This is a genomic window from Lamprocystis purpurea DSM 4197, from assembly GCF_000379525.1.
GTDB classification, from domain to species: Bacteria; Pseudomonadota; Gammaproteobacteria; order Chromatiales; family Chromatiaceae; genus Thiodictyon; species Thiodictyon purpureum.
Map to the genome: position 1 here is coordinate 39,825 of NZ_KB902492.1, position 26,041 is coordinate 65,865.

The 26,041-nt window shown below is 66.2% G+C and carries 26 protein-coding genes; 12 read left to right on the forward strand and 14 right to left on the reverse strand.

Annotated elements, in window-relative coordinates; all coding sequences use genetic code 11:
- Positions 1 to 225 precede the first annotated feature (225 nt).
- From A39O_RS0112325 to A39O_RS0112340, 4 genes are all read right to left on the reverse strand, one after another.
- Positions 226 to 678, reverse strand: a complete 453-nt coding sequence (locus A39O_RS0112325; RefSeq protein WP_157640017.1) for a hypothetical protein — start codon at positions 676 to 678, stop codon at positions 226 to 228.
- A gap of 79 nt (positions 679 to 757) precedes the next feature.
- On the reverse strand, positions 758 to 1,642 hold the full coding sequence (locus tag A39O_RS0112330) for a choice-of-anchor Q domain-containing protein (RefSeq protein WP_169338436.1): 885 nt from the start codon (positions 1,640 to 1,642) through the stop codon (positions 758 to 760).
- 157 nt (positions 1,643 to 1,799) lie between these two features.
- Entirely contained in the window at positions 1,800 to 3,455 is a 1,656-nt protein-coding gene (locus A39O_RS0112335) for a choice-of-anchor Q domain-containing protein (protein ID WP_157640021.1), read from the reverse strand.
- Positions 3,427 to 4,236 (reverse strand): hypothetical protein, encoded by an 810-nt coding sequence (locus A39O_RS0112340; RefSeq protein ID WP_157640023.1) that lies wholly within the window; start codon positions 4,234 to 4,236, stop codon positions 3,427 to 3,429. The genes A39O_RS0112335 and A39O_RS0112340 overlap by 29 nt, the downstream gene beginning before the upstream one ends.
- A gap of 250 nt (positions 4,237 to 4,486) precedes the next feature.
- Between A39O_RS0112340 and A39O_RS40725 the strand changes: the two genes are divergently transcribed.
- From A39O_RS40725 to A39O_RS33240, 3 genes are read left to right on the forward strand one after another with little or no spacing between them, the layout of a single operon-like run.
- Entirely contained in the window at positions 4,487 to 4,630 is a 144-nt protein-coding gene (locus tag A39O_RS40725; RefSeq protein ID WP_157640025.1) for a hypothetical protein, read from the forward strand.
- Between the two features lie 18 nt (positions 4,631 to 4,648).
- Positions 4,649 to 5,620, forward strand: a complete 972-nt coding sequence (locus A39O_RS0112350) for an SLAC1 anion channel family protein (protein ID WP_026199364.1) — start codon at positions 4,649 to 4,651, stop codon at positions 5,618 to 5,620.
- Positions 5,621 to 5,655: 35 nt separating this feature from the next.
- The gene (locus A39O_RS33240) at positions 5,656 to 6,405 is read left to right on the forward strand and encodes an OmpA family protein (protein ID WP_020504969.1); all 750 of its coding nucleotides are present in this window, start codon (positions 5,656 to 5,658) and stop codon (positions 6,403 to 6,405) included.
- Between the two features lie 3 nt (positions 6,406 to 6,408).
- Here the strand turns inward: A39O_RS33240 and A39O_RS0112360 are convergent, their stop codons facing one another.
- The 8 genes from A39O_RS0112360 to A39O_RS0112390 all read right to left on the reverse strand — a co-directional run bounded on the left by A39O_RS0112360 (position 6,409) and on the right by A39O_RS0112390 (position 13,930).
- Positions 6,409 to 7,194, reverse strand: coding sequence for a DUF2189 domain-containing protein (locus tag A39O_RS0112360; protein ID WP_020504970.1), 786 nt, complete (start codon positions 7,192 to 7,194; stop codon positions 6,409 to 6,411).
- Between the two features lie 15 nt (positions 7,195 to 7,209).
- Positions 7,210 to 7,590 carry a phospholipase D-like domain-containing protein gene (locus tag A39O_RS42165; RefSeq protein ID WP_211211577.1) on the reverse strand — a complete coding sequence of 127 codons (381 nt, stop codon included), beginning with the start codon at positions 7,588 to 7,590 and terminating at the stop codon, positions 7,210 to 7,212.
- Positions 7,591 to 7,614: 24 nt separating this feature from the next.
- Positions 7,615 to 8,067, reverse strand: a complete 453-nt coding sequence (locus A39O_RS0112365) for a DUF29 domain-containing protein (protein ID WP_020504972.1) — start codon at positions 8,065 to 8,067, stop codon at positions 7,615 to 7,617.
- A 32-nt stretch (positions 8,068 to 8,099) separates the two neighbouring features.
- Positions 8,100 to 8,453, reverse strand: coding sequence for a hypothetical protein (locus A39O_RS42170; RefSeq protein ID WP_020504973.1), 354 nt, complete (start codon positions 8,451 to 8,453; stop codon positions 8,100 to 8,102).
- Positions 8,454 to 8,484: 31 nt separating this feature from the next.
- The gene (locus A39O_RS0112375; protein WP_020504974.1) at positions 8,485 to 8,727 is read right to left on the reverse strand and encodes a CCDC90 family protein; all 243 of its coding nucleotides are present in this window, start codon (positions 8,725 to 8,727) and stop codon (positions 8,485 to 8,487) included.
- 165 nt (positions 8,728 to 8,892) lie between these two features.
- A complete protein-coding gene (locus A39O_RS0112380) occupies positions 8,893 to 12,018 on the reverse strand; it encodes an efflux RND transporter permease subunit (protein WP_020504975.1) in 3,126 nt (1,041 codons plus the stop codon).
- Entirely contained in the window at positions 12,015 to 13,211 is a 1,197-nt protein-coding gene (locus A39O_RS0112385) for an efflux RND transporter periplasmic adaptor subunit (protein ID WP_211211575.1), read from the reverse strand. The genes A39O_RS0112380 and A39O_RS0112385 overlap by 4 nt, the downstream gene beginning before the upstream one ends.
- Entirely contained in the window at positions 13,208 to 13,930 is a 723-nt protein-coding gene (locus A39O_RS0112390; RefSeq protein ID WP_020504977.1) for a CerR family C-terminal domain-containing protein, read from the reverse strand. Before A39O_RS0112390 ends, A39O_RS0112385 begins: the two co-directional genes overlap by 4 nt.
- A 273-nt stretch (positions 13,931 to 14,203) precedes the next feature.
- Here A39O_RS0112390 and A39O_RS0112395 point away from each other — a divergent pair, with 273 nt between their 5' ends.
- From A39O_RS0112395 to A39O_RS36540, 9 genes are all read left to right on the forward strand, one after another.
- On the forward strand, positions 14,204 to 15,676 hold the full coding sequence (locus A39O_RS0112395) for an isochorismate synthase (RefSeq protein WP_020504978.1): 1,473 nt from the start codon (positions 14,204 to 14,206) through the stop codon (positions 15,674 to 15,676).
- Positions 15,673 to 17,454 (forward strand): 2-succinyl-5-enolpyruvyl-6-hydroxy-3-cyclohexene-1-carboxylic-acid synthase, encoded by a 1,782-nt coding sequence (menD, locus tag A39O_RS0112400; protein WP_020504979.1) that lies wholly within the window; start codon positions 15,673 to 15,675, stop codon positions 17,452 to 17,454. Before A39O_RS0112395 ends, menD begins: the two co-directional genes overlap by 4 nt.
- 138 nt (positions 17,455 to 17,592) lie before the next feature.
- Positions 17,593 to 18,438 carry a 1,4-dihydroxy-2-naphthoyl-CoA synthase gene (gene menB / locus A39O_RS0112405; protein WP_020504980.1) on the forward strand — a complete coding sequence of 282 codons (846 nt, stop codon included), beginning with the start codon at positions 17,593 to 17,595 and terminating at the stop codon, positions 18,436 to 18,438.
- 50 nt (positions 18,439 to 18,488) lie between these two features.
- On the forward strand, positions 18,489 to 19,439 hold the full coding sequence (menA, locus tag A39O_RS0112410) for a 1,4-dihydroxy-2-naphthoate octaprenyltransferase (RefSeq protein WP_020504981.1): 951 nt from the start codon (positions 18,489 to 18,491) through the stop codon (positions 19,437 to 19,439).
- A gap of 28 nt (positions 19,440 to 19,467) precedes the next feature.
- On the forward strand, positions 19,468 to 20,541 hold the full coding sequence (gene menC / locus A39O_RS0112415; protein ID WP_020504982.1) for an o-succinylbenzoate synthase: 1,074 nt from the start codon (positions 19,468 to 19,470) through the stop codon (positions 20,539 to 20,541).
- A 102-nt stretch (positions 20,542 to 20,643) separates the two neighbouring features.
- Positions 20,644 to 21,114 (forward strand): acyl-CoA thioesterase, encoded by a 471-nt coding sequence (locus A39O_RS33250; protein ID WP_245561885.1) that lies wholly within the window; start codon positions 20,644 to 20,646, stop codon positions 21,112 to 21,114.
- A gap of 476 nt (positions 21,115 to 21,590) precedes the next feature.
- Positions 21,591 to 22,796 carry an ammonium transporter gene (locus tag A39O_RS0112425; protein WP_020504984.1) on the forward strand — a complete coding sequence of 402 codons (1,206 nt, stop codon included), beginning with the start codon at positions 21,591 to 21,593 and terminating at the stop codon, positions 22,794 to 22,796.
- Between the two features lie 312 nt (positions 22,797 to 23,108).
- A complete protein-coding gene (locus tag A39O_RS0112430; RefSeq protein WP_020504985.1) occupies positions 23,109 to 23,336 on the forward strand; it encodes a hypothetical protein in 228 nt (75 codons plus the stop codon).
- 89 nt (positions 23,337 to 23,425) lie between these two features.
- Positions 23,426 to 24,625, forward strand: coding sequence for a ferritin-like domain-containing protein (locus A39O_RS36540; RefSeq protein WP_020504986.1), 1,200 nt, complete (start codon positions 23,426 to 23,428; stop codon positions 24,623 to 24,625).
- Here the strand turns inward: A39O_RS36540 and A39O_RS33260 are convergent.
- Together A39O_RS33260 and A39O_RS33265 are read right to left on the reverse strand one after the other, a co-directional pair.
- Complete coding sequence (locus tag A39O_RS33260) at positions 24,609 to 25,271, reverse strand: ankyrin repeat domain-containing protein (RefSeq protein ID WP_020504987.1); 663 nt, start codon at positions 25,269 to 25,271, stop codon at positions 24,609 to 24,611. The two genes, A39O_RS36540 and A39O_RS33260, sit on opposite strands and share 17 nt — an antisense overlap.
- Positions 25,264 to 25,896, reverse strand: coding sequence for a DUF4172 domain-containing protein (locus A39O_RS33265; protein ID WP_020504988.1), 633 nt, complete (start codon positions 25,894 to 25,896; stop codon positions 25,264 to 25,266). The genes A39O_RS33260 and A39O_RS33265 overlap by 8 nt, the downstream gene beginning before the upstream one ends.
- Between the last annotated feature and the right edge of the window lie 145 nt (positions 25,897 to 26,041).

The following is a 26,041-nucleotide window of genomic DNA, read 5'->3' on the forward strand; positions in this document are numbered from 1 at the left end:
CAAGGATCTGCCTGGACATCAGGTACGAAGGCTATACCTCCCATTGTAGGGCGTCGCGCGCAAAGTCACTAGCCGATTCCCGTCCACCCCCAGCGATCCGTGTGGGCGCCGATCCGCATCCCGGCGAGCACGCTCGAATCCCCGGGGCTTGCAGCCACGGAACCACACGGAAGGCACCGGAACAGCAGCGTTCCGGTGCCCTCCATGCAGATCCGCCGACGGGGCTCAGAATTCCAGCCGCCGCAGGGACGCACCGGTCTTGGCATCCTTGACCAAGGCCCGCAGCTCCAGATCCTGACCGCAACTGCCCAGCATGACCAGTTCCTCGGCACCGTTGCCGTTGACATCGGCAATGCTCACCAGGTCCAGCGGGATGCACTCCCGATCGAACCAGACCCGTTTGACCAGCTTGGCGCTGCGGCTGTCGCGAACCTCCGCCGTCACCTGTCCGGTTGCGGCGTTATGACCCAAGAGCGCGTACTCCTCACTGTGGTTGCCGTTCAGATCCGCCACCGCGACCAACCGCACCGGGGTGACGGTCTGGTCGTATCCGGTCACCTTGGCCAACGGCGTATTGGTGGCCGCATCGGCCACCCACACGGTGGTCGCGCCGCTGAGCGGGTCGCGCAGCAACATCGCCACATCCGCGCCGCCGTTGCCACTGCGGTCGGCGACCACCACCGCCTCCCGCAGTTCAAAGGTTCGTTCGTTTCCCCGCGGCAGCAGGCTCTGGACCCGCTGCTTCGTCAGCGTATCCTTAGATGACGACCCGGTCGATGTCGTCCGGCTTCGACAGGACCACGCCCACCTCGGCGCTGCCGTTGCCGTTGAGGTCGGGGAGCGCGAGCACCTGCCGCGGCTCGAATTGCTCCGGGAACACCAGCGTGGTGACAGTACCCCCGGAGACCCCGTCGCGCAGCTCGACCTGGGTCGGGTTCGCGGTGAGCAGGGCGAGTTCCGGGGCGTCGTTGCCGTCCCGATCCGGGAGCACCGCCAGGTCCAGCGGGCGGAAGCGAGCATCAAAGGTCACGCTCCCAAGCCAATCCCCCGTAAGCATCGCAACCTTGTTTGCGACGGTGTAATAGGAATCCGCATCGGAATAGTCGCCGAGCAACACCAAGCCCAGTCCGTCGCCTAGGTCGGGCGCCACCTCGACGTCCACCACACGGGAGCGGCCTGATCTAAAATCCCAAATCAACGCACCATTTGCAGCGTCTTTCACGGTGATCCAGGCAGCATCGTAAGAGTCGCGTTGGACGACACCGATCTCCGGAGTACCGTCGTCGTTGGTGTCGCCAAGGGACCGCAGCCAGGCGCGTCTGGCCGAGACCGTGCCTGTCTGCGACTCGAACGCACCCAAGTCAATGCGCCCATTGCGCACGCGGTCGAAACCCGCGCCGCGCTGGTCCCACCGAGCGCGCCCCTGGAGGTCGTATGCAGCATCAGGATCACCGCGGTCGAGTGCGGGGCTACCGGGCAGCAGGGCCTGCGTCAGCGCCGGCCCGCCGTTGTCTTGCAGAGGACCGAGCAGCGGGTCGACACCGAAGAGATTGGAACCAGGGACACCTTCGGTAATGATAGCATCGCCCAAGTTGCCGACCAGCGAATAGCTCAACTCCACCCATGGGTCAACAACCGACATCGACTGGCTAATTTGGATGTCCGGATTAGTCGCCACTCCGTTTCCTGCAACAATACTGTTGATAATTTGCACACTGCTGTCGTTCATGTCATTGACCATCAGCATACCTCGGCCAGAGACCGCCGCGTTGTCAGTGATTGATGAGAACCCGATCGGTCTAGAAATCCAGCTGCCGCAGGGACGCGCCGGTTTTGGCATCCACGACGAACGCGCGCAATTGCGCCTCGGTGCCGCACCGACCCAGCATCACCAACTCCGCGGCGCCGTTGCCGTTGACATCGCCGATGCTCACCAAGTCGAGCGGCGTAAACTCCCTTTTGAACTGGATGCGTCTCACCAGAGAGGAATTGGCACCGTCCCGAATCTCGGCCGTTACCTCGCTGGTCGCGGTATTGCGGGCCAAGAGCGCGAATTCCTCGACGCCGTTGCGTGTCAGGTCAGACACCGCGACCCATGTCTCCGGCGTAAAGTCCTTGCGGTATCCGACCACCTTCGCCAGTAACGCATTGGTCAATGCGTCGGCGACCCACACCGGGGTCTCGCCAGTCATCGGGTTGCGCAGCAGCAGCGCCACGTCCGCGGCACCGTTGTGGTTCCGGTCGGCGACGACCACCGCGCCCCGCAGCGTCAAGACGCGATAGGCCGAACCCGGCATCACGACCCGGATCTGCCGCTTCGTCAGCGTGTCGCTGATGATAACGCGGTCGGACTCGCCGGTCCCGGACAGAATAACGCCCACCTCGGCGCTGCCATTCCCATTGAGGTCGGGAAACGCAAGCACCTGCCGTGGTTCGTAGCGTGCGGGGAAGGTCAAGCGCCCGCGCAGCGTCCCCGTGAACGCGTCACGCACCTCAACCTGGGCCGGAGCAGCAGTCAGCAAGCCAAGTCCGGCAGCACCGTTGCCGTCCTGGTCCGGGAGCACAGTCAGACCCAGAAGGCGGGCACTTGGACTGAGCGCGAACGACCCAATCACGTCGCCGGAGAGAACGGCCCGCGTGTTCGCAGTGGCGGAATAGGACACCGGGTCCGGGCTGGAACTGGCATAGGAACCCAGTAGCACCAGACGCGGGCCGTCGTCCCGATCGGGCATCACCGCGACGTCCACCAGACGCCCGGACGACGTGCCATCGAACGTGCTGACCAAGGACCCGTCGGCCGCGTCCATCACACTGACCACGTCACGGCCGTACCCATCGCGCTTGACGACACCGATCCCCGGGGTCCCGTCGCCGTCGATGTCGCCCAGCGACCGTAGCCAGGCGCTCCCCTTGAGGACCTCACCGACCCCCAACTCGCAGGCACCCATGTCGATGCGGCCGTTGCGCACGCGCTCGAAGCCTTCCCCTCGCTGGTCCCAGTCGGGAGGCACCAAACCACATGAGTCGGATGACACTAACCACGAGCAGTCGTAGCGAGGAGGCAGCAGCGCATCGGGATCTCCGCTGTCGAGCGCCGGACTGGCGCGCCCCAAGGCGTGGGTCTTGGTCGGGCCGCCGTTACTCTGCAGGAGTCCGAGTTGCGGATCTTCACCGAAGCGGTTGGAACCGGGGATCGCATCGGTGATGTAGGCGTCTCCCGGGTCGCCGATCAGCGAATAGCTTGTCTCCACCGGCAAGATGAATTCCCAAGCGGACGGGGAACCGCTGCGCAGATCCGGATCACTCGTCGCCGCATTCCCCGCAACAATAGTATTGTGAATTCGCGTTTCCTCGATCAACGTATCGCCACCCCAGCCCCATTCGTCGTAGAAGCGCTTAAAAAATCCGCCGCCGCCGACTGCCGTGTTACCGGTAATGGTGCTGCTTTCTATCACGGTGGTTCCGGTATCTGTCGGCAATGACGCTCCCGACCATCTCGGTATCGCCTCCAACAATCACGACGCCAGTTCCGCTATTGCCGGAGATCACCAGGTTTTCGAGCCGGACGGTTCCCCATCCAGTGTAAAGCCAATCAAAAATCTCGATTCCTGCGTCCGCCGTTGCGGTAATGCCGGAGTCGGCAATCGTGATGGCGGTGGCCGCACCGAAACGTCCGCTGATGAGCAGGCCGCGATCCGCATTCTTGAGCGTAACCCCCGAGATCGCGAGGGAACTGTCTGCGCCGTAAAGGAAACTCTCGATCACGGAACTGCCGGCATTGCCGTCGATTGCCAGCCGATCCGCCCCCGGACCGGTAATCACCAGACGATCAGCAACATTTTCGTAATAGTAGCTCGCGAAGCCATCGTTGGTCAGCGGCCCGGACCTGAGAAAAATGGTACCGGTAACGCTCGAGTCGAAGATGATCTGATCGGACCCTGGACTGGCGTTTGCGTCACTGATCGCCTGGCACAGGCTGCCGCCCCCCCGTCGTCGGTGTTGGTGACGGCGAAGGTCGCCGCTTGCGCCGGTGCGACGACACCAAGGGCCGCACCCAGCCCCAGCACACAGATCAGTGGGAGTCGCCTCGGTCTGAGACATTCGGTGATCACCGTCGCCAGTTTCCGACGAGCGGCGCTGAGTCTTTGGGTCGATGGCGGCGATGCGTTGGCACCCGCGGCCATGCACCAATTGTTTCTTTTCGTGTTCGCTCGTCCGCGGCGGTGATTCCGGCAAGCGCGCAATCCAGTGCCGACACTCGACTGCCGCTGCCGACTGCAGGCCAGCGCCACCGGCAACGCCGCAACATGATCAACCTTCCTTAACCAACCTAGGGGCTGCGACTTTTGTCAATGCCGACGACGCGGGGAATTTGTAAACTGCCCGTCAATCCATCTCTGTCCTGCCCGCCATGGCATCCGCGACCGACGACCGGGAGCGCCGATCTTGATCGGTTGCAGCAGACGTACACTAACTGGAGTCCTCTATGTCGAACCAAATGCTTCGCGCCGCTGCACCGCGTCCCGCACCCTCGCGGCGGTCGTCCCTCTGGCCCTGGATACCGGTCCTCTCGACCGCCGCGGCACTGAGCGTCCTGCTGGTACTCACCTCGCCCCTGCCGCTGCACTGAGGCGCGCCCGGAGCCCCCATGACAACGCCAACACAACTCGATTCCCGACTGGAAAACTTCCCCATCTCGTTCTTCGCGATGGTGATGGGGATGTCAGGTCTGACCATCGGCTGGGAAAAGGCCCAGCACATCCTGGGGGTGGATCTGGGGATCACGCCCTGGCTGGTCGGTGTCACCAGTCTGCTGTTCCTGACCCTGGTCATGCTTTACGGAACCAAGCTCGTGCTGTACCGCCAGGCCGTGCTGAGCGAACTGCGGCACCCGGTCAAGCTCAATTTTTTCCCGACCATCTCCATCAGCCTGCTGCTGCTCTCGATTGCCTTCCTGCCGCTGGCGCCGGAACTGACCCGCTGGCTGTGGCTGGCCGGGGCCACGCTGCACCTGGCCTTCATGCTCTACGTGGTGAACGTCTGGATGCACCATGACCACTTTAAAGTGCAGCACATGAACCCGGCCTGGTTCATCCCGGCGGTCGGCAACGTGCTGGTGCCGGTGGCTGGGGTGCCGCTGGGATACATCGATATTTCCTGGTTCTTCTTCAGCATCGGCATGCTGTTCTGGGTGATGCTGATGACCATCATTCTCTATCGGGTGCTGTTCCATGACCCCATCGATGAACGTCTGATGCCGACCCTGTTCATTCTGATCGCTCCGCCTGCCGTCGGCTTCATCGCCTACAGCCGGCTGGTTCCCGAACTGGACGCCTTCGGACGGATTCTCTATTACGCCGGTCTGTTCCTCACCCTGCTGCTCTTCACCCAGGCCGCCCGCTTCCTGAAGCTGCGCTTTTTCCTCTCCTGGTGGGCCTATTCCTTCCCCCTGGCGGCGATCAGCATCGCGAGTCTGGTGATGTTCGAGCGCTCGGGCAATGATCTTTACCGCTATCTGGGGCTCGGCCTGCTTACCCTGCTGACCGGCATCATCCTGATCCTGCTCACCCGCACCGCCAATGCGGTGCGGCAGGGCGGGATCTGCGTGCCCGGTCACTAAGGCCCTTCTGACCCCTTACCCAGACCGGAGATCCCATGTCCGAACCCACACCCGCCGAGCGCCCCTGGCTCCCCTTGGCACCCATCGCCCTGGTTCTGCTGTTTGGCGCCGGGCTGCTGCTTGCGTACCTCATCGACCCCGCGCCGATCGAGCGGCACCCGACACCAGAGACAACGGATGCCCGGACCGGCGCCGCGCTCCCGCCCTGCCGGCCGACCACCGGGGATACCGAATTACCGACCCTCAGACAGCGGGTACTGGACCTCGAGCAGACCATTGCGGATCTCGGAACCAGCCACGCGGCCGCCTTGGCAGCCGCCCGCGGCGAGGCCGCGGCGGCATTGGCCACGGCCGAGGCATCGGTCAACCGCTGTCGGGAGGAGGCGGGGCAACTGCGTCAGACTGCTGAGCTCGGCGCTCGGGTGACCGACCGCGGCTTGCAAGTCACCCTCGCCGAAACCGACTTGCGCTTCAAACCGGGTCAAGGGACCCTGCCGTCCTCGGTGCCGGATGGCCTGAAGCGGATGGCCGCGTTCCTTGAGCAGAATCCGCGCATTCAGGTCCAGGTCGAAGGCCACACCGACAGCAAAGGCGACGCCAAGGCCAACCTGAGCCTCTCGACCCAGCGGGCCGAATCGGTCAAAGCCGCGCTGGCTGCCTTGGGTATCGCCGCGGACCGGATCACGGCCACGGGCAAGGGCGAGACACAGCCCATTGCCGGGAACCAATCCGAGGACGGACGCAGCCGCAACCGGCGGGTCGAGGTGCTGCTCATTGAGCCCTGACCGTCACTCCCGCGCGACCAGGTCCCGATAGGCATGCCAGGTCCCATGGCCGACCAGCGGCACGGCCACAAAGAGCCCGATATAGAAGGTCATGAGCCCGGCACCCCCGATCAGCACCAGGAGCGCGGCCCACAGCAACATGGGCGCCCAGTTGAGGCTGACCGCCCGCACGCTGGTGCGCATGGCGGTGAAGCCGTCCACCTGACGATCGATCAACATCGGGATCGTGATCGCGCTGATGCAAAAAGCACAGACGGCGAAAAAGGCGCCGACCAGGGTGATCACGGTCAGCAACCCCGTGTACTGACCCGACAGCACGACCACCGGGATGAAGTTCTTCCAGGTGGGAAAGGGATCGTGGAACAACATGATGAAGAGAAACACCGACGCCAGTATCCACAACTGCATCGTGATGAACAGAAAACCGGTCGCGACCCCCAACTGGCCCTGGTTGCGGCGCACCGCTTCCAGCGCCTGACAGTGCCGCGGCGACTCGCCCCGTTCCAGATGGGCGCTCATCTGATAGAGACCGATCGCCAGGAGCGGCGCCATCAGAAAAAACCCGGCCGTGAGAAAGGGCACCAGAAAAGTCAGATGACCAAGCACGGTGAGCAGGACGATCAGCGCGCTGATCACCACAATCCCCGCGCCGTAACGCAGGCTGTAGGTTGGCGCAGACTTGATATCCTGCCAACCTTTCGCAAGCCAACGCCAGGGATGACCGAGGGTCACCCGGTTCACGCGCGGGTCCCTCCCGCCGGGGACCGGCGGCATGATCGTCTCGTTCATTACGGATCGTCCTCTTTATTTTGATGGATCAGTGAGCCCATGGGGCTGACCCAGTATAGACCCGCCTGAGCCCGGCGCAGCGGATCCCATCCTGTCGCCTGCTGAAACCCTAGCGGTCACCACGGCACCGACAGCCGCTCCACCACATCGCGACGCGCCAGGACCCGCGAACACAGATCCCACCGCGCAATGTCCTCCGCGCCGCGGGGTATCCTCCCACAGAATCTCGTAGTTCCCGGCGAAGGCGCGCTTGGTCTCGTTGATCGACCCCAGAAAGCAAATCTTGGCGCCGTCCGCCGCCTCGATGACCCCGGCCTTGCCGTGCAGAAAGACCCGATCCTTGGGCACCACCAGAATCTCCACCCGCCCGCTGGTCAGCAGGTCATGCAGTTTCAGCGCTCGGGAACCAGGACCGCCTGTTCATGCCTCGCTGCTGTCGCCAGGAAAAAAATCCGGGGACAGTGACTGCTCCAGGGTATATGGACACTGGCTCGGAAACGTCCGCCGATCGATTCCGGTCTCATCCTCTGCCTTGAGCTTCGCTTTCTCATAAGCCGTCTGGATCTTTTCCGCCACCAGCGGCTGCAAGCTGGGGCTGTCTTCAAGCAGGTCAGCGATGTCCATGCGTTGCGTCAGTATCGTATTGCGCCAACTGCGCGTCCTCTTGGACGCCTGGTACTGCCACTTGAGTAGGTGCATCAGTAAGACGGCGAGGCGATTCAACAGTTCACGCTTCTCGCTCCTCGCCATCGCCTCCAACTCCTCGGCAATATGCTCGACATCGACTTGGTCGAATTGATGGTTGCGCATCAATTGCGCATTCGCGTTCAACCAGCCGAAAAAATCATGGTCGTAACTCTGCGCAACAGTCATGCTTCGACACTCCTAAATACGCTTCAGTTCGCTCATCCGATCCGTTGGTTGAGCACCAGTTCACTCAGCACCCGCGCCGCGCTCGCCTCGTCCGGTCGCAGGGTCTTCTGACTCAAGCCATCGAAGAGACGCTGCACTTCCTCCCGGTCCCAGACGGAGCGCGGCAGCCGGGACACGAGTTCGATCAAGCCGCGCGTCTGGCGAAACTGCTTGGCGATCTCGCCCCAGAAGAAGTGGTTGGGATTGTTGCGACCGGTGAAGGCGGCGATGTCCGCAGTTGCGAAGGCATCCGCGTGGGCCAGGCCGGCGCAGTGGGTCTTGCGCAGCGCCGGATAGTTGGCGAGCAAACCGAAGCCAACGAGGAGGTGCGTCTTGCCGCCGCCCATGGCCTGCTTCAGGTGAAAACTTGACGAAACGCTATAGCAGCTTGACCAACGTGGCGACAATCGCTGCCTGTGCCAACAGCAGACCGGCCATCCATTTCACCAGATCGGCCTTCACGGCCTCAAGGTCGGACTTGGTCGCGAGTTCGCGAATGGCGATGGTCTCTCCGAGCGCCGCCGCCAGCGCCTCGACTTCGGCCTTGGCCTGCTCATCAGAGACACCCCCGGCCTTCAGCCGCTCAACGAACTTCAGCGTATCGAAAGTTATGGTGGTCATCACGAATCCTCTGGTACGCAAACCCTGGGGCCGGGGCGTTCACCCCCGGCTAATCCCGAATCCCCAACTTAGCCTTTGCGGGATCAGGGGTCAACCGGCAGCCGGGAGGCGCATCCCGCGCTCAGCCCGACACACCAAGTGCTACCGGCGTCTGTTCCGCGCGGGCTAGGCTTGGCTCACGCGACCCGCATCCACCGCCGCAGCCGACCGACCGGACTCGGGTCCCGCCGCATCGGCCCCCTGCCGCCGCGGCATCAGCCGCTTGAGCAAACGCAGCAGATCGTCCACATAGGTAAAGACCACCGGAATGACCAGCAGGCTCAGAAAGGTGGAGGTGATGAGCCCGCCGATGACGGCAATCGCCATCGGCGAGCGGAAGCTCGGCTCGGCACCCAGACCCAGGGCGACCGGAAGCATACCGGCCCCCATGGCAATGGTGGTCATGACAATGGGCCGGGCGCGCTTGTGGCAGGCGTCAAGAATGGCGCTGCGCCGGTCCAGGCCATGTTGGCGGCGGGCGGCAATGGCGTATTCGACCAGGAGAATCGAGTTCTTGGTGACGATCCCCATCAACATCAGGATGCCGATGACGGAGGGCATGGAGAAGCTGTTATGCGTCAGCAACAGCGCAATGAAGGCCCCGCCGAATGAGAGCGGCAGCGCGGCGAGGATGGTGACCGGCTGCATGAAATCATGGAACAGCAACACCAGCACCGCATAGATGCACAGCACGCCGATCAGCATGGCGGTCCCGAAGGAGGTGAACAATTCGGCCATCCGCTCGGCATCGCCCTGCTCGATCCGCATCACGGCGGGCGGCAGGTTATTGAGTGACGGCAGGGCATTGGCCTCGTCGAGCACGGCGCCGATCAGTCGCGCGCCCAATTCAACGTCGATATTGACGTTGCGCATCGGATCCACCCGGTTGATCTGGGCCGGACCGCTGCCCAGCCGTAGCTCGGCCACCGCCGACAGCGGCACCGATCCGGCCTTGGCCGGGACCCGCAACTGGGCGATGGCGTCCAAGTCCTGACGCAGCCCTGGGTCCAGCCGCACGCGGATGGGAATCTGGCGCTGCGGCAGGTTGAGCTTGGGCAGATTGACCTTGAAGTCGCCGGAGGTGGCCACCCGCACCGCACTGGCCAGGGCCGCGGTGGTCACTCCAAGGTCGGCGGCGCGGGCGAAGTCCGGACGGATTTGGATCTCCGGACGCTGGAGACTGGCCCCCGAGACGATGTTGCCGACCCCCTCCAGGGTGCGCAGATCGCGTTCCACCGCCTGGGCGGCAGCCGCCAGGGCCAGTGGATCGTCGCTCGCCAGCCCAACCTGGAGTTTGCCGCCGGGTTCGCTGCCGCCGATGGAGATGCGCACCCCGGGTAGGGCCTGCAAACGCTCGCGGACTTCCTGCTCCACCTGGGTCTGGTTGCGGTCGCGGTCGCGGCGATAGACCAGTTTCAGGTTCAGGGTGGCCAGGCGGACGTCTTTGGCGCCGCCCTCCGCCATCGGACCCTGGCCAGCGACGCTGCCCACCGCGGTGAAGCTGCCGGTGATGTCCGTCATGGGTGCCAGCAAGGCACGCGCCCGCTCGGCCGCGAGCCGCGTGTCCGCCAGGGCGCTGCCGGGGGGGAGTTCCAGCTTGACGATGGTCAGACCGCGATCCGCGGCGGGCACGAACCCCTTGGGCAGCAGGGGCAGAATCTGCAGCGAACCGATGAAGAAGAGGATGGCGATCAGCGCCGTGGTCCGGCGATGGTTCAGGCACCAGCCGACCGCGCGCAGATAGCGGGTCATGATGAACCCGTCGTGGTTGCCCTCGGGGTGGGCCTTCAGGAAATAGGCCGACATCATCGGCGTCAACAGCCGCGCCACCAGGAGCGAGGCGACCACCGCCACCGCGGCGGTGATGCCGAACTGAACGAAGAACTTTCCCGGAATACCGCCCATGAACGCCGTCGGCAGGAAGACCGCCACCAGGGTGAAGGTGGTCGCGATGACCGCCAGCCCGATCTCGTCGGCCGCCTCCATCGCCGCCTGGAAGGGCGGCTTACCCATCCGCAGATGCCGCACGATGTTCTCGATCTCGACGATGGCATCGTCGACCAGAATCCCCACCACCAGAGCCAGGGCGAGCAGCGTCAGGATGTTGAGACTGAAACCCAGCCACAGCATGACGGCGAAGGTGGGAATGATGGACAGCGGCAGCGCCACCGCCGCGATCAGCGTGGCCCGCCAGTCGCGCAGGAACCAGAAGACCACCAGGATCGCCAGCACCGCCCCCTCCCAGAGCAGCTCCATGGACCCCCGATAATTGTCCTGCACCGGGTCCACGGTGTTGAAGGCTTCGGCGATCCGGACCTGCGGGTGCAGGGCCCCAAGCCGCGCCACCTCGGCCTGCACGGCGGCCGCGACCGCCACCTCGCTAGCACCCCGGATGCGCGTGACCTCGAAGGCAACCACCGGGGTTTCATCCAGCACGGCGTGCGAACTGCGCTCGGCGAAACTGTCGCTGACGGTGCCCAGATCGCCGATCCGCACCCGTCGACCATCGGCCAGCGGGACCTCCAGATCCGCAATGCCGGCCACGGTGCCCACCGCGCCCAGGCTGCGCACCGACTGGACCGCCCCGCCGATGTCGCCGCGCCCACCGGAAGCATCCTGCTGGACGCGCTTCAATTGCGCCGAGATATCCCCGGCGGTCACCCCCAGGGCCTGCATCCGGGCGCTGTCCAGATCGACGTGCACCTCGCGGTCCACCCCGCCGAGCCGCGCCACCCGCCCCACGCCCTTGACGGACAGCAACGCCTTGGAGATCTCGTTGTCGACGAACCAGGACAAGGCCTGCTCGTCCATCCGTTGTGAGGCGACCGTGTAAGTGGCGATGGCCGAGCCGGAGGTGGTGACCTTGGAGACCACCGGATCGGTCAGATCCTGCGGGAGATCGGCGCGCACGCTGTCCACCGCGTTGCGCACCTCATTCAAGGCGACCTCGGAATCCTTGTCGATCTGGAACTCGACCCGGATGGTCGCGGACCCGTCGGTGAGGGTGGTGCGGATATGCTCGATGCCGCCCAGGGTGGCGACCTGATCCTCGATCTTACGGGCGACCTCGGTCTCCAACTGCGTCGGGTCCGCCCCTTCCAGAGCGGCCGTGACGGTGACGGCGGGCAATTCGATATCCGGGAAATTCTGAATCCCCAGACCGTGAAAGCCCATGATCCCGATGACGGTCAGCAGCGCGAACAACAGGATCGCGGGGACCGGGTGACGAATCGACCAGGAGGAGACGTTCATTGTGGTGTTGACGAGAGGGTCGATACTGAATCAGGAGGTAACGGGGTGAGTCCGTCCGCGGCGTCCGGTGCGGGCGCGGGCTCGACCCGCACCCGGTCGCCGTCGTTCAGAAAGGCCCCGCCGCTCGCCGCCACCTGGGCACCCGGCGTCAGACCGCCGAGGATCTCCACCCGACCCTGGGCGCGGCGCCCGGTCTCGATCTTGCGCTGGGCGACGCGGCCATCGGCGAGGACCTCGAAACTGAAACTATTGCCGTCGCGCAGCACCACGGCGGACTCCGGCAGGCTCAGCGCGGCCGTCACCCCCAGGCGGATACTGCCCCGCGCGAACATCCCCGGCCGGGCCGGGCTGTCCGGCGGAATGTCGACATAGACCAGCCCGTAGCGGGTGTTGATATCCAGGGTCGGGGCCGCGATGCGCACCCGACCCGACACCTGCTCCCCGCCGGGGAGTGTGAGCGCCGCTTCCTGGCCGGGCACGACCTGCGCCAGTTGCGCCGCGGTGACCTCGGCCCGCCACTCGACACGGCCCTGACGCACGATGCGAAACAGCTCGGTGCCGGGTTGGACCACGGTTCCCAGCGTCACGCTGCGGGCGGTGATCACGCCATCGTCGACCGACAGGATATGCGTCTGTTCCAGGCGAATCCGCTCCATGTCCCGCGCCGCCTCGGCCGCCGCCAGATTGGCCTGGGCCGCCTCCTCCCCGAGCAGATACTGGGTGCGCTGCTGTTCCGGCATGGCCCCCCGATCCTTGACGGTGCGCGCGCGGTCGGCGTTGGCGCGTGCCTCCGCCAGACTGGCCCGCGCCTGGGCCACCTTCGCCTCCTGCTGGGCCAGTTCAGCCTTCACCGTCTCCTGGGCCAGACGCGCCAGTTCCTGGCCGCGCCGCACCCGGTCCCCCACATCCACCGCCACCAACACCACCCGCAGGCCGCCGGTCTCAGCGGCGATCACCCCCTCCTGCCAGGCAAAGAGCCCGCCGCTCGCCTCGATCTCCCGCGGCCAATCGGCCGCTTGCGGGGTGACTAGGGTCACGGCCAGGGACGGACGGGGTACCGCCGCGCGGGGCGGTTCCTGCACGGCCCCGTCAGCGGCCCGGACCGGACGGGGCAGTCCCACGGCCGCAAGCAGGCCGGCCGCGATCAGCACGGCTGGAACCGCCCAAGGGGATGACGTCGGTATGATCCTCATATAACGACTCCAGGGTCGGCGGGCGGATGGTCTCGAGGTTCCAGTCCGATCGCCCGGTTGATCAGGTCGATGACGGTGCGGGTGAGCAAGTCCAGGCGCGCGGGGGTGTAATCTTCCCAGTCGACCTGTCGCCACAGAATCGGGCGCGAAAAGACCAGATGGCCCACCTGCCCGTAGAGCACATTGGCGGTGAGCCGCACGGACTCCGCCTCGGGTGCCAATCCTTGGGCAGCCCCGACCACCCGCGCCAGCAGATCCAGCAGGGGGGCGGCCCGGCGGCGGTAGAGCAGCTCGAAAAGTTCGCCGGGAAAAGCGAGCTCCCGCGCCAACAGCACACTGAACCAGCGGAAATTCTCGTACGTGGAAATCCGCCTCACCATCCCGCCGGCCAGGATCTCGACCGCGGCCGGCAGTTGCGTCCGATCCACCACGGTGTGCCCCAATAGCCGGGCGACCTTGGCCAATTGCGCCGCGAAACGCGCCTCATCGTCGTCCAGAACGGTCTCGAAGATGGTCCGATAGAGCCCCTGCTTGCCGCCAAAATGGTAATTGACGGCGGCGACATTGACTTGCGCCGCGGCGCTGATGTCGCGCACGGACACGCCCCGGAAGCCATGCTCGGCAAAGAGACGCAACGAGGTATCGATGATGCGCCGCCGGGTCGCCGCGGTGCGGGGATCGGGGGCGCGCAGGTGAGTCGCGGGATGGATCTCGGGCATGCGAATACAATCGTTGTCTTTGTCGTAATCGGAGGGGATCGGGCGCGGAGTTGAGTCAAGGAATGGATCTCGGGCATGGGCCGCCGCGGGCAGAGATCTGGGAACCTAGTCTAATCCGAACGCCCCATTTTTTCAAACAGTCGTTTGACATCTTTCGCGATACGCGCGGCGGTCGACTGGAGTGTCATCAAGGGTTGACGTTGCGTTAGACTGACACCCCATCAGCCGTCCCATACCGCCGATGCCCAATCCTGGGATCAAGGCCGCGGCACCATGCGCACGGCGTTACGCTTCCGCCAGGTAGGTCACCAGATGCTCGCACCCCTTGCGCTCTTGGAGCAGTTGCAGGCCCGACTCGACGAGGCGATCGGGCTCATCCCGACCGACCGGACCCCAGGGTTCGCCTCGCTTGTTCTCGAACTGCCGGAGGCGATCACACTGCCGCCCGAGTTGGACTGCGCGAGCTTCAGCTTCTCGCATGGCCAGGCCGGTGAACTGCGCGCGGGCTACGGGGTGGCGGCACAGTGGACCGCTCAAGGATCGGACCGCCTGCGGGTGTTGAGCGCCCGCGTGCGCGATCTCACCCGCCACTGGCAGCACCTCGACCCGGATGAGACCGGGTTTCTCGGCTTTGCCATGCTCGGTTTCGCCGCCGCGCCCCATCCGGCGTCCACGCCCGTCCCGGCGCGCCCGGCGGACAGGACCGCGGACGCGTCAGCGGATCTGCCCGATGCCCTGCTGTGGCTCCCGGAACTCGGACTCTGCACCCGCCGCGGCCAAGCGGCGCTGGTGCTGACGACCCGACTGCCGGCGACCCACGCCGACCTGCGTCGGCGCTGGCGCGACTGGCTGGCGCGACTGGTACCCGCGCTCGATGCCCCGCTGCCCGAGCCGCTGACCTCCAGCACACTCACCAATCTCGGCAGCCTGCCGGACCTGCGTGACTGGCAGATCCTGGTCGAGTCCGCCCTGACGGCGATTCGCAGCGGTCCGCTCGACAAGGTCGTCCTATGCCGCCGCATCGGGCTGCGCGGCCGCCGGCCCTTCGACCTGCGACGGCTGCTGGCCGCGCTCACGTACCTCTTTCCGTCCTGCCAGGTCATCAGCATCGAGCGCGGTGAGACCCGTTTCGTCGCCGCCACACCGGAACGTCTGCTGCGCGTCCATGGCCGGCAGGTGGAGGTCGACGCCATCGCCGGCACCGCGGCGCGCTCGGCCAGCGCACCGCGTGACGCTGCACTGACGGCCGCACTGCAGGCCTCCCGCAAGGACCAGCGGGAGCACGCCATGGTGGTGGAGGCGGTGCGCGAGGTGCTGGATGGCTGCTGCGACGCGGTCCAAGTGCCGGCCGTCCCTCGGGTCATGCAGTTGCACAACGCACAGCACCTGTGGAGCCCCGTGAGCGGTCGACTGCGCGATGCGACCGACCTCTTTACCCTGGCCGAACGCCTGCATCCGACCCCGGCGACCAACGGCAAGCCGCAGTTGGAGGCGCGGCAGTGGCTGCACCGCATGGAGCCCCTGGAGCGCGGCTGGTATACCGGCGTCGCGGGCATTCTCGAGGCGGGCACGAGTCCCCAACTGGACGGCGAACTCTGGGTGCTGCTGCGCTGCGCGCAGATCCAAGGGGATGAAGCACAACTCTACGCCGGGGCGGGGATCGTACTCGGCTCGGATCCCCTGGCCGAATGGCGCGAGACGGGACACAAACTCGCCGCCATCGCCACCGCCTTGCAGTTCGCATGACCGGGTCCCCATCCCCATCCGTCGCTGACCCGGCCGCCGCCGATCCGGCTGTCGGCGGGGTGCGCTGGTGCCTGGCCCTGCTCGACGGCCTGCTGGCCGGCGGGGTACGGGACCTGGTGCTCTCTCCCGGCTCACGCTCCACACCGGTGATCCTGGCCGCCCAGCAGCGCCCCGGGCTGACCCTGACGCCGATCCTGGACGAGCGCAGCGCCGCCTTTTATGCACTGGGTCTGGCGCGCGCCCAGGGCCGACCGGCGGCGCTGCTGGCCACCTCCGGCAGCGCCCCGGCGCATTGGTATCCGGCGGTCATGGAGGCGAGCGAGTTCGGCATCCCGCTGATCCTGCTCTCGGCGGATCGGCCGCCGGAGCTGCGCGGCTGGGGGGCCAACCAAACCACGGATCAGACCCGACTGTTCGGCACCCAGGTGCGCGAGTTCCATGATCCGGGAGCACCGCTGGACAGCCCCGCCGCCCGCGCGGCACTGACCGCGCTGGGACGACGCGCCGCCGCGGTGAGCCAGGGCCGACGGCCGGGGCCGGTGCACATCAATCTGCCCCTGCGCGAACCGCTGGTGCCGCGCGGGAGCGGTGCTGCGGACGCTGTTGGCGTGGATCTGCCGCCGCCGGGGGACCGCCCTCCCGACCGCCTGAGCATTGCGGCCATCCCGGCGGCACTGCGTGAGCGCCTGCACGGCCGCGGTCTCATCTATTGCGGCCCCGACATCGACCGACCCGGTTTCGCCGCGGCAGCCCAGCGCTGCGCCCTCGCCTTGGGGGTCCCGCTGCTGGCCGATCCATTATCCGAGGTACGCTTCGGTCCGGTGCCCGCGGCCGCCCCTCAGGGCCACAGCCCCCGCATCACCCGCTACAAAACACTGGCACGTAACCCGGCCGCCGCACAAGCGTTACGACCGGACTGGATCCTGCGGTTCGGTCGCGCACCGATCTCCAAGACCGTGCTGGAATGGCTGCCGGGCATCACCCTGATCCTGGTCGACCCGGCCGAGCGCTGGTCCGATCCATCACACGACCTGGCCCGGGAGCGGTCGCTGCATCTGGCGGTCGACCCCGGCGCACTGTGCGACGCCCTGGCCGCCGATCCGCCCGGCCGCGCGGATGCCGGCTGGCTCGCGCGCTGGGTGCAGGCCGAGCAGCGACTGGCGGTCCTGGCCGCCGACTACCTGGCGCAGGCCCCCTGGTGCGAGGCCCAACTGATCACCGACCTGGTAGCCGCCCTGCCGGCCGGTGACGGGCTGCTGTGCGCCAACTCACTGCCGATCCGCCAGTTCGAGACCTGGTCCGGCACCCGCGCGGCGCCGCTGCGCGTCTTCGGCAACCGCGGTCTGAGCGGTATCGACGGCCAGCTCTCGACCCTGGCGGGCCTCAACGCCGGGGGAGTACCCACCACCGGATTGCTCGGGGACCTGTCGTTCCTGCACGATCTCTCCGGCCTGCTGCTCGCGACACGGCTCGACCGGCCCTGCATCGTCCTGAATAATGGGGGCGGCCGCATCTTCGATTATCTGCCGCAGTACGGCCTGCCGGATTTCGAACGGCTGTGGCGCACGCCGCGCCCGGTTGATCTCGGCGCCCTGGCACGCACCTTCGGGCTGCACCACCAGCGAGTCAGTGACGCCGCCGGCTGGCAGGAAGCCTTGGCCTCGGGACTTTCCGGGCGCGGCGGCCAACTCATCGAGGTCATGATCGACGCCGACCGCAGCCGGGAGACCCATCTGGCGTTCCGACAGCGGATCGCGGAGGCGGATCTGCTGGGTTAGGAACGGCAGTCGTCGCTTAGGGCCACCGGCCGCTGGAGCGGCCGGACGGCATTCCCACGCTGGAGCGTGGGAACGAGAAATTAGTGCTCATTCGCGGCTAAATTTTCTTCTCTGAAATTCTCTCCGGAGTCATCTCTAATGCAGCAGCAAGGCGACCAGCCGGCCGTCCACTGGGAAACACCGCCCGGACCGGTCTATGGTGATATCCTCTATCAGCACTGGACCGGCGTGGCCAAGATCACCATCAATCGGCCGGAGGTCCGCAATGCCTTCCGCCCCGAGACCGTGCGGGAACTCATCGACGCCTTCCACCGCGCCCATCTGGACCCCTCGATCGGGGTCATCGTACTCACCGGCGCCGGCGACCTGGCCTTCTGCTCCGGAGGAGATCAGCGGGTTCGCGGCGACGAGGGCTATCGCGACGGCGCGGGGGTCGAACAACTCAACGTCCTGGATCTGCAACGCCAGATTCGCACCCTGCCCAAACCCGTGGTGGCGATGGTGGCGGGTTACGCCATCGGCGGCGGCCATGTGCTGCATCTGATCTGCGATCTCAGCATCGCGGCGGACAATGCCCGCTTCGGTCAGACCGGACCCCGGGTCGGGAGCTTCGACGGGGGCCTCGGCGCCGGACTCATGGCCCGCACGGTCGGCCTCAAGCGGGCCAAGGAGATTTGGTTTCTGTGTCGACAATACGACGCGCAGGAAGCCCTGCAAATGGGGCTGGTCAACACCGTGGTGCCGCTGGCCGACCTGGAGACCGTGACCCTGGACTGGTGCCGGACCATGCTCGCGTTGTCGCCCACGGCCCTGCGGATGCTGAAAGCCGCCTTCAATGCCGACACCGATGGACTGTCCGGTATTCAGGAACTGGCAGGCAACGCCACCGCACTCTTCTACACTACAGAGGAGGCCCAGGAGGGGCGCGACGCCTACCTGGAGCGCCGTCCGCCTGACTTCGGCAAGTTTCCGCGGCGGCCCTGATCAGCGATGGTCCGCCAGGCAACGCACGTGAACGCGACTGTAACAACACGATGCAACAAGATACCGACACCTTGACCGTGCCGCTCGACCTGGAACCGACCAACCGGGCCGATGCCGGGGCCTCGGCCATCGGCCGTTGGGTCGCCGCCGCGCGCCCCAAGACCCTGCTGCTGGCCGCCACGCCGGTGCTGGCCGGCATCGCCCTGGCCGCCATCACGACCGGGACCCTGGCGCCCCTGGTCGCCGCCGCGACCCTGCTCGCCGCGCTCGCCATCCAGGTCGGCACCAACCTGCACAATGACGCGGCCGACTTCGAGCGCGGCACCGACACACCGGAGCGGGTAGGCCCGCCGCGCGCCACGGCCCAAGGCTGGTTCACCGCCCGCCAGGTACGCACCGCCGCCCATCTGACCTTCGGACTTGCTTTCGCGCTCGGGCTGCTGTTGGTGGCGCGCGGCGGTTGGCCCATCTTCCTGGTCGGTGTCGCCGCCCTGGCCAGCGGCTATGCCTATACCAGCGGCCCCCGGCCCATCGCTTACGGCCCGTTCGGCGAACTCTATGTGCTGGCCTTCTTTGGGATCACCGCGGTCGCGGGCAGCTATTACCTGCAAACCCTGACGCTGGACCGACCGGCAGTGACGCTCGGCCTGGCCCTGGGTCTGCCGGCGGCAGCCGTGCTGCTGCTCAACAACTATCGCGATCTGGAAACCGACGTTGCCGCGGGTCGCCGCACCCTCTGTGACGTGCTGGGACGACCGCGGGCACGGGTCCTGTACGCACTCCTGATGCTGCTGCCCCTGCCGCTGCTGCTCGGCGCCGGACTCCCCGGGGCGACCTGGCTGACCCTAGGTGCCCTGCCCCTGGGACTGCTGCTGATCGCCCGTCTCTACCACGGCGCCCAAGGCGCCCAAATCAACCCGATGCTCGGCCAGACCGGGCTTTACCAGGGCCTGCTGACCCTGCTGATGATCGTCGGGTTCGCCTTCGGAGGCAGCGCATGAGCAGTCCCCGCGTCCCGTGGCCCGAACCATGACCGCGCCCCTGATCGAGCGCGTGGATTTGGTGCCCTACCGACTGCCGCTGTCCCGGGTCTGGGCCAGCGCCCGCGGCAACTTCCGGGAGCGGCGCGGCTGGCTGGTCAGCGTGAGGTGCGGGGATCTGCGCGGCTATGGGGATTGTGCCCCCTTGCCCGAGGCGGGCACCGAAACCGCCGAGGCGGCGGCGCAACGTCTGCCGGAGCAACGCGCCAGGCTCACCGGCATGGCACTCGACCAGGCCTTGGACACCCTGCTGACCCACGCCGATCACCGCACCCCCGCCGCCGATTTCGCCCTGGACTGCGCCCTGTCGGACTTGCGCAGCCGACTCGCCGGGACCAGCCTGCGCTGCTGGCTGGCGGCCGATGCGCCCGCCCAGGTACCGGTCAACGGCGTCCTGGGGCCGCTGGTGGAGACGACCCGCGCCGATCTGGAGCGCGCCGCCCGCGCCGGCTTCCGGGTGGTCAAACTCAAGGTCGGGATCGCTGCACCGGACCGCGAACTGGAACGACTGGACACACTCGCCGCAACCCTGCCCAAAGGGCTTGGTCTGCGTCTGGATGCCAACGGCGCCTGGGAGCCGGGGACCGCCACCCGTGTCCTCAGCGCCTTGCGCGGGCTGCCCGGACAGCCCGTAGAATCGCTCGAAGAGCCTTTGCGGGAACCCGACTGGGCGACGCTGGCGCGGCTCCAGTCGATCGCCGGGTTCCCCCTGGCCTTGGACGAATCCATCCCGCTGTTGGGCATCGACTTCGATCCCGCCGGCTTCCCGGTCCGGCGCGCCGTCCTCAAGCCCGCCGCCATCGGCGGCCTGCGGCGCACCCTGGCCTTGGCCCGGCGCCTGTCGGCGGCGGGGATCGAGGTGGTGGTCACCAGCCTGATCGAATCCGCGGCCGGTCACTGGCCGACCGCGCAACTCGCCGCCGCCATCGGCAGCCAGATTCCCCAAGGACTGGCCACCGCCGACTGGCTGGCCGAGAACCTGGGTCCGCCGCCCCGCCCGGTGGCCGGCTACCTGCGGCTGCCCGATACGGTTGGCTCCGGGTTTGCGCCCTATGCCACCTGATAGCGCACGTCGTTGTTGTTGTCGTTGTCGTTGTCGTAGTCGGATAAGCGATTCAGGGCTCCATAAACTCGATTACGATTACGACAACGACAACGACCAATGGTGACGCAGCCCCCCCCTCTCGAATCCCCGGCGTTCTTTACCCATGACCTGCGCATCCGCCTGCACGATACGGACGCGGCCGGGGTGCTGTTCTACGGTCATCTGTTCCGGCATGCCCACGATGCCTACGAGTCCTTTATGGAGCACATCGGGTTTGCGCTGCCCGCGTTGATCGGGCTTGGGCCAACCCCGCTCCTCCCGCTGCCGATCATCCAGGCGCAGGCACGCTACCTGCGCCCGCTGCGCCACGGCGAGGCGGTCCGGATCGAACTGCGGGTCACCGAGGTGCGCGACCGCTCATTCGCCCTGGATTACCGCTTTTGCGACACCCAGGGGCGCGCCTGCGCCACGGCAAGCACCGTGCATTGCCTGGCCGATGCGCAGATGACCCTGCCCGCGGAACTGCGTCGTGCGCTGACCGCCCGGATCGCGGACCTCGATCATCATTCCAGCCGGGTGGACAAGCGCTAGCCCAGTCCACCAAATCCCGCGCCACAACGCGTCGTTGTCGTGATCGGAGAAGCGATTCGATTCGAGCATGAGCCGCCCGTGCAAGTCGCGTAGCGAGCCCGTGGGAGCGGCGTCCCGCCGCGATGCGGTGCCGCGGTGCCCTCTAACGCCGCGGTGACGCGCCGGTCCCGTCGCGGCGGGACGCCGCTCCCACAGGGCACTGTCATCTGACCAAGTCGGTGCGCGACGCACCACACCACCCACAAAACGCCCTCGCTTGGTGCGTCGCTTTTCGTAGGACCACAAGCCGCTCCCGGCAGGTAACGTCGGCTCGGCAAGCAAGAACACCTGACTTCCGGCCGCTTGACAGCCCGCTGCCCCATCCAGCCGTGCAGCCCCCGCGACCAACCCTCAGTGCCGCATCCGCCCGGCATAGTTCGTGCTTAGCCTTGCACCAATTTCGCACAAGACAACCCAACGACACGAGGTGATTTTCGATGGAAACACTGCGGGACGGTACTGACGTCCTCTTCATTTTGATCGGCGCCGTGATGGTACTCGCCATGCACGCCGGCTTCGCTTTCCTGGAGTTGGGGACGGTTCGCGCCAAGAATCAGGTCAATGCCCTGGCCAAGATCATGAGCGACTTCGCCGTCTCCACCCTCGCCTACTTTTTTGTCGGTTACTGGATCGCTTACGGTGTCAACTTTTTCTCGAATGCCGCCTCGCTGCAGGTCGAACATGGCTTTGCTCTGGTCAAATTCTTCTTTCTCTTGACCTTTGCCGCGGCCATTCCGGCCATCGTCTCCGGCGGCATCGCCGAGCGCGCACGCTTCTACCCCCAATTATTCGCCTCACTGCTCATCGTCAGCCTGCTCTATCCGTTCTTCGAGGGCATGGCCTGGAACGGGAATTTCGGCATGCAGGCCCTCATCGAAAGCACCTTCGGCAAACCCTTCCACGACTTCGCCGGATCGGTGGTGGTCCACGCCGTCGGCGGCTGGATCGCCCTGGCCGCCGTGCTCCTGCTCGGGCCGCGCCAGGGACGCTACCGGGCCGACGGCGGCGTGACCGCTCACCCGCCGTCCTCGATCCCCTTCCTCTCGCTCGGCGCCTGGACCCTGACCGTCGGCTGGTTCGGCTTCAATGTCATGTCGGCCCAGACCGTCGAGGCGGTCAGCGGGCTGGTCGCGGTCAACTCGCTGATGGCGATGGTCGGCGGCATCCTGGCGGCACTGGTCATCGGCAAGAACGACCCCGGCTTCCTGCACAACGGACCGCTGGCCGGCTTGGTCGCGGTGTGCGCCGGTTCGGACCTGATGCACCCGATCGGTGCCTTGGTGACCGGCGCCGTGGCAGGCGGCCTGTTCGTCTATGCCTTCACCCTGACTCAGAACAAGTGGCGCATCGACGACGTGCTGGGTGTCTGGCCCCTGCACGGACTCTGCGGACTCTGGGGCGGCATCGCGGCGGGAATCTTCGGACTCACGGCGCTGGGCGGCGTCGGCGGGGTAACCTTCGGCGGCCAGGTGGCAGGGACCCTGATCGGGGTCGGCATCGCCTTCGGCGGCGGCTTCCTGATCTATGGCGGGATCAAGCTGCTCATGGGGCTGCGGCTCAGTCAGGAAGACGAATACATCGGCGCCGACCTGAGTATCCATAAGATCACGGCGCAACCCGACTACAATCGCGGCGAAGTCTGACCGCGCCTGCCCGCGGGGCGCGCCCGGCCGCGCCCCGCACCCCGCCCACCATTGCTCCGGACCTGTGGGAGCGGCGTCCCGCCGCGATGAGGTCGGGCGTGTCACCGCCGTTCGAGATCACCGCGGCACCGCATCGCGGCGGGACGCCCCTCCCACGGGGGCCATACATCGTCCGGAAGAGTGCCGGACCTTGCGTCTGACCGGGCATGCGCGTAAAGAATGCGGCCTCTTTGTCACCGCAACCGCTGGCCCTGAAGGCCAACGCACCCAGGTCGGCGCCACCTCCGACCGTCCAGCGAGGGCGCTCCTATCATGCGCGGCCTTTACCCACTGCACCCGACCGCCGAGTTCCTCGATCCGGTCACGCTGCTGTATCGCGCCGCAAGAGTGGTCTATCAGGCATTCCGCTGCTTTCGTGCACTGATTGGCGGGGACAAAGCGATCGTCTTCCGGGAGTGCCACCTCCTGGCGCTCGCGCTCGTACTTGTCGGCGCCGTCCTTCTCGTCGCGGTGCTGACCGATGTGCTTGATCCCGCGTAGAATGCGGCGAGTAGGTGAGGACGGCGGGATTTCTCTCCCCTTTGCCACCCCATCATTCGTTCGCCATAGCCACCCGGACGGAGGTCTCCATGTCGCAGTCGAATCGGAATTCCGATCGTTCCGTTCCCTCGCTTCAACAGGAAATCATCCTCGCCTTGGCGGCTATTGCGACGGTGCTGCTTGGATTCGGCCTGGTCACGGACATCCGCACCGAGGGGCCCGGGACCCTTGTGCTCTTCATCGGCTTCGCACTGAGCACCGTCGCGGGCGCAAGCGCCCTCCGCATCGCCCGCGAGCGTCCGATGGGACGCAAACTCTGGGCGGGACTACTGGGCGTGCTGATGCTGCTGTTCGGGCTCGGAGGGGCATTGTTGCTGCTGGTGCTTCTCTTCCTGGCCTTTAATGGGGGCTTCGGTGTCGGGGGGCGCCCGCTGCGGGCACAAGGTCGCCGCCTGCTACCGGAACTGCGCGTCGGCAGCGACTGGACCCGCGGCGAGCGTCCGGACACCTCCGGTCTGGACAGGGCGACCCGGTCCGCCCTGGAGACACTGTGGCTGCAGGACGCACAAGCGGAGCACGCGAGCATACCGGCGTTCGCGCGGATCAGTTGGCTGCTGGCCGCGACCGGGGCTCCGCCGAACCTGATGGAGCGCGCCCATCAGGCCGGCCTGGAGGAGATCGACCATGCCCGGCGCTGCTTCGCCCTGGCGGCCGGCTACGGCGAGCGCTCCCACAGCGTCCGACCGATGCCGGACTTGCTGCGCGGTATCGTGGATGTCGCCGGGGACCCGCGGGTGACCCTTGCAGTGGAGAGTCTGCGGGATGGCTGCCTGCTGGAGGGCTTCGGCGCCGATATGGCCGCGGCCGCTGCCGTCGAATGTCGGGACCCGGCGGTACGGGACCTGTTGGAACGGATCGCCCTGGAGGAGCGCTCCCACGCCGCATTTTCCTGGGACCTGCTGGCCTGGGCACTGCAAGCCGGGGGTGAGCCGGTACGCGCGGCCGTCGCCGAGGCGGCCCAGGGGCTGATGCGGATACGACGGCCCATCGCCACCAGCGCGCAGACCACGATCCTGGTATCCGCGGCCGACCCTCGGCGCCTGCGCGAGCACGGGCGACTGCCCGATACCGAGTGGGTCCCGTTGTGGGACAAGCGCCTGGCCGAGACCGCCGCCCGGGTGGCGGGGCTGCTGCACGCAGAAACTGAAGAGGAAAAGAGGGAAAAGAGGGAAAAGAGGGAAAAGAGGGAAAAGAGGGGAGAAGCGGCCAGGCTCAACGAAATCGTTTGAGCGGATAGCAATAAGGTCTCAATCCCACTACAGTGTTGGAGCCCACATCGCTGACCTCGATACCGTAGAGCAGATCCCATCGGTCGAGCTGGTGGATGATGGCTTCGGTTTCCAGGTCAAAGTTGCAATCATTGGTTCCTGCCTTCACGACTGAACGCAGCTTGGGGTTGATCTTGCGTATCTTCGACCTGCCGGCGCCTTCCATGCCCGGAAAGAGCCGCTCCAGCCATTTGACGAGATCCTTATGGCCATTCGCCTTTGCAAGAACGATCAGCGTGTGTTTCGGCTCTCCGCCGAAAAGATGGGTAGGGTCGGCCCCGGCCTCCAGCAGGAGCTTGATGATCTCAATCTGGTTGTGTTGCACGGCACTCATCAGGGGGGTGTGCCGCGGGTCGTGCCCTTCCGCATTGGCGCCGTGCAGGAGTAGAAATCGCACCATGTCGGCGTCATGCCCGATCACTGCCAGAGACAGCGGACAAATCATCAGGTGGTTGATGTCGATGCCATCGGCAAAGAGTTGCAGAAGACACGCACGATCGCGTTCGAGTACCGCCTTCTTCATCCGCAGAACGCGTTCATCGCCGCGATCGGCTCCGTATTCGCTTAGCAGATTTTCCTGGTGACACCGCTCCGCGGTGTCACCCATGTCTCGGCCGCTCTGCGGCCCGCGGCGTCCTGAAAGCCAAGCCGGGCGGGGTATGCCCCATCAACTTGATGGCGGGATCGGTCGCGTTGTACCAGGCCAAGAATCGGGCCATCTCCTGCGGCACCCGAGATGCCGGTGGTGCTTCGTAATGCACCCGCTGTTTACCGATGTAACCGGAGACGATCAGCATCGGCGCGTCGCCGCGGCGAAAGACGCCCCGCTCCAACGCATGGAACGGGCGCTCCGGGATCGCCATGGTCTGCCAGGTGCCGAGCAAAGCAGCGTCCAGCGGCCGGGCAACGTTGTCGCGGACGGACACCATGAGGGCAGCGATCCCGTCGGCCCGCGGGTCTCGGGACAGGGTGTCTTTCGGAGTCAGTCCGATATAGGCTTTGATTGAGGAGCGTACCGACGCACGATCCAGTTGCTCGCCTTCGATGGCACTGGTCTTGATTGCCTCTGAAACGAGCAGGTCCACCAGGGCTTCCCAGCGGTCATCGACGGCTAATTGCGACACGGCACCCGCGAGCGCCTCGGCCCGACGCCGATACTCGGCGACAGCCGAAGCCAGGCGGCTCGCATCAAAACTGAAGGTCGGCCAGTCAGGCCGTTGCCGGATCCACATGAGCCGATTATAGGCCCTATTCGGCTCAGCTCGGCGCAATGGCACCCAGCGCCCCACGTGTAAACCCGGCCGTTTCGCGATCTGCGCGGTCGTCGGTCCGCGTAGCGGACCCTACGGGTCGTCGGTCCACACAGCGGACCGTCCG

Coding starts and splice junctions, on each gene's coding strand:
- A39O_RS0112330 (WP_169338436.1), bottom strand. CDS start 1,642: ATGTCGGTTGTTGACCCATGGGTGGAGTTGAGCTATTCGCTGGTCGGC.
- A39O_RS40725 (WP_157640025.1), top strand. CDS start 4,487: ATGTCGAACCAAATGCTTCGCGCCGCTGCACCGCGTCCCGCACCCTCG.
- A39O_RS0112350 (WP_026199364.1), top strand. CDS start 4,649: ATGACAACGCCAACACAACTCGATTCCCGACTGGAAAACTTCCCCATC.
- A39O_RS33240 (WP_020504969.1), top strand. CDS start 5,656: ATGTCCGAACCCACACCCGCCGAGCGCCCCTGGCTCCCCTTGGCACCC.
- A39O_RS0112360 (WP_020504970.1), bottom strand. CDS start 7,194: ATGAACGAGACGATCATGCCGCCGGTCCCCGGCGGGAGGGACCCGCGC.
- A39O_RS0112365 (WP_020504972.1), bottom strand. CDS start 8,067: ATGACTGTTGCGCAGAGTTACGACCATGATTTTTTCGGCTGGTTGAAC.
- A39O_RS42170 (WP_020504973.1), bottom strand. CDS start 8,453: ATGGGCGGCGGCAAGACGCACCTCCTCGTTGGCTTCGGTTTGCTCGCC.
- A39O_RS0112375 (WP_020504974.1), bottom strand. CDS start 8,727: ATGACCACCATAACTTTCGATACGCTGAAGTTCGTTGAGCGGCTGAAG.
- A39O_RS0112380 (WP_020504975.1), bottom strand. CDS start 12,018: ATGAACGTCTCCTCCTGGTCGATTCGTCACCCGGTCCCCGCGATCCTG.
- A39O_RS0112385 (WP_211211575.1), bottom strand. CDS start 13,211: ATGAGGATCATACCGACGTCATCCCCTTGGGCGGTTCCAGCCGTGCTG.
- A39O_RS0112390 (WP_020504977.1), bottom strand. CDS start 13,930: ATGCCCGAGATCCATCCCGCGACTCACCTGCGCGCCCCCGATCCCCGC.
- A39O_RS0112395 (WP_020504978.1), top strand. CDS start 14,204: ATGCGCACGGCGTTACGCTTCCGCCAGGTAGGTCACCAGATGCTCGCA.
- menD (WP_020504979.1), top strand. CDS start 15,673: ATGACCGGGTCCCCATCCCCATCCGTCGCTGACCCGGCCGCCGCCGAT.
- menB (WP_020504980.1), top strand. CDS start 17,593: ATGCAGCAGCAAGGCGACCAGCCGGCCGTCCACTGGGAAACACCGCCC.
- menA (WP_020504981.1), top strand. CDS start 18,489: ATGCAACAAGATACCGACACCTTGACCGTGCCGCTCGACCTGGAACCG.
- menC (WP_020504982.1), top strand. CDS start 19,468: ATGACCGCGCCCCTGATCGAGCGCGTGGATTTGGTGCCCTACCGACTG.
- A39O_RS0112425 (WP_020504984.1), top strand. CDS start 21,591: ATGGAAACACTGCGGGACGGTACTGACGTCCTCTTCATTTTGATCGGC.
- A39O_RS0112430 (WP_020504985.1), top strand. CDS start 23,109: ATGCGCGGCCTTTACCCACTGCACCCGACCGCCGAGTTCCTCGATCCG.
- A39O_RS36540 (WP_020504986.1), top strand. CDS start 23,426: ATGTCGCAGTCGAATCGGAATTCCGATCGTTCCGTTCCCTCGCTTCAA.
- A39O_RS33260 (WP_020504987.1), bottom strand. CDS start 25,271: ATGGGTGACACCGCGGAGCGGTGTCACCAGGAAAATCTGCTAAGCGAA.
- A39O_RS33265 (WP_020504988.1), bottom strand. CDS start 25,896: ATGTGGATCCGGCAACGGCCTGACTGGCCGACCTTCAGTTTTGATGCG.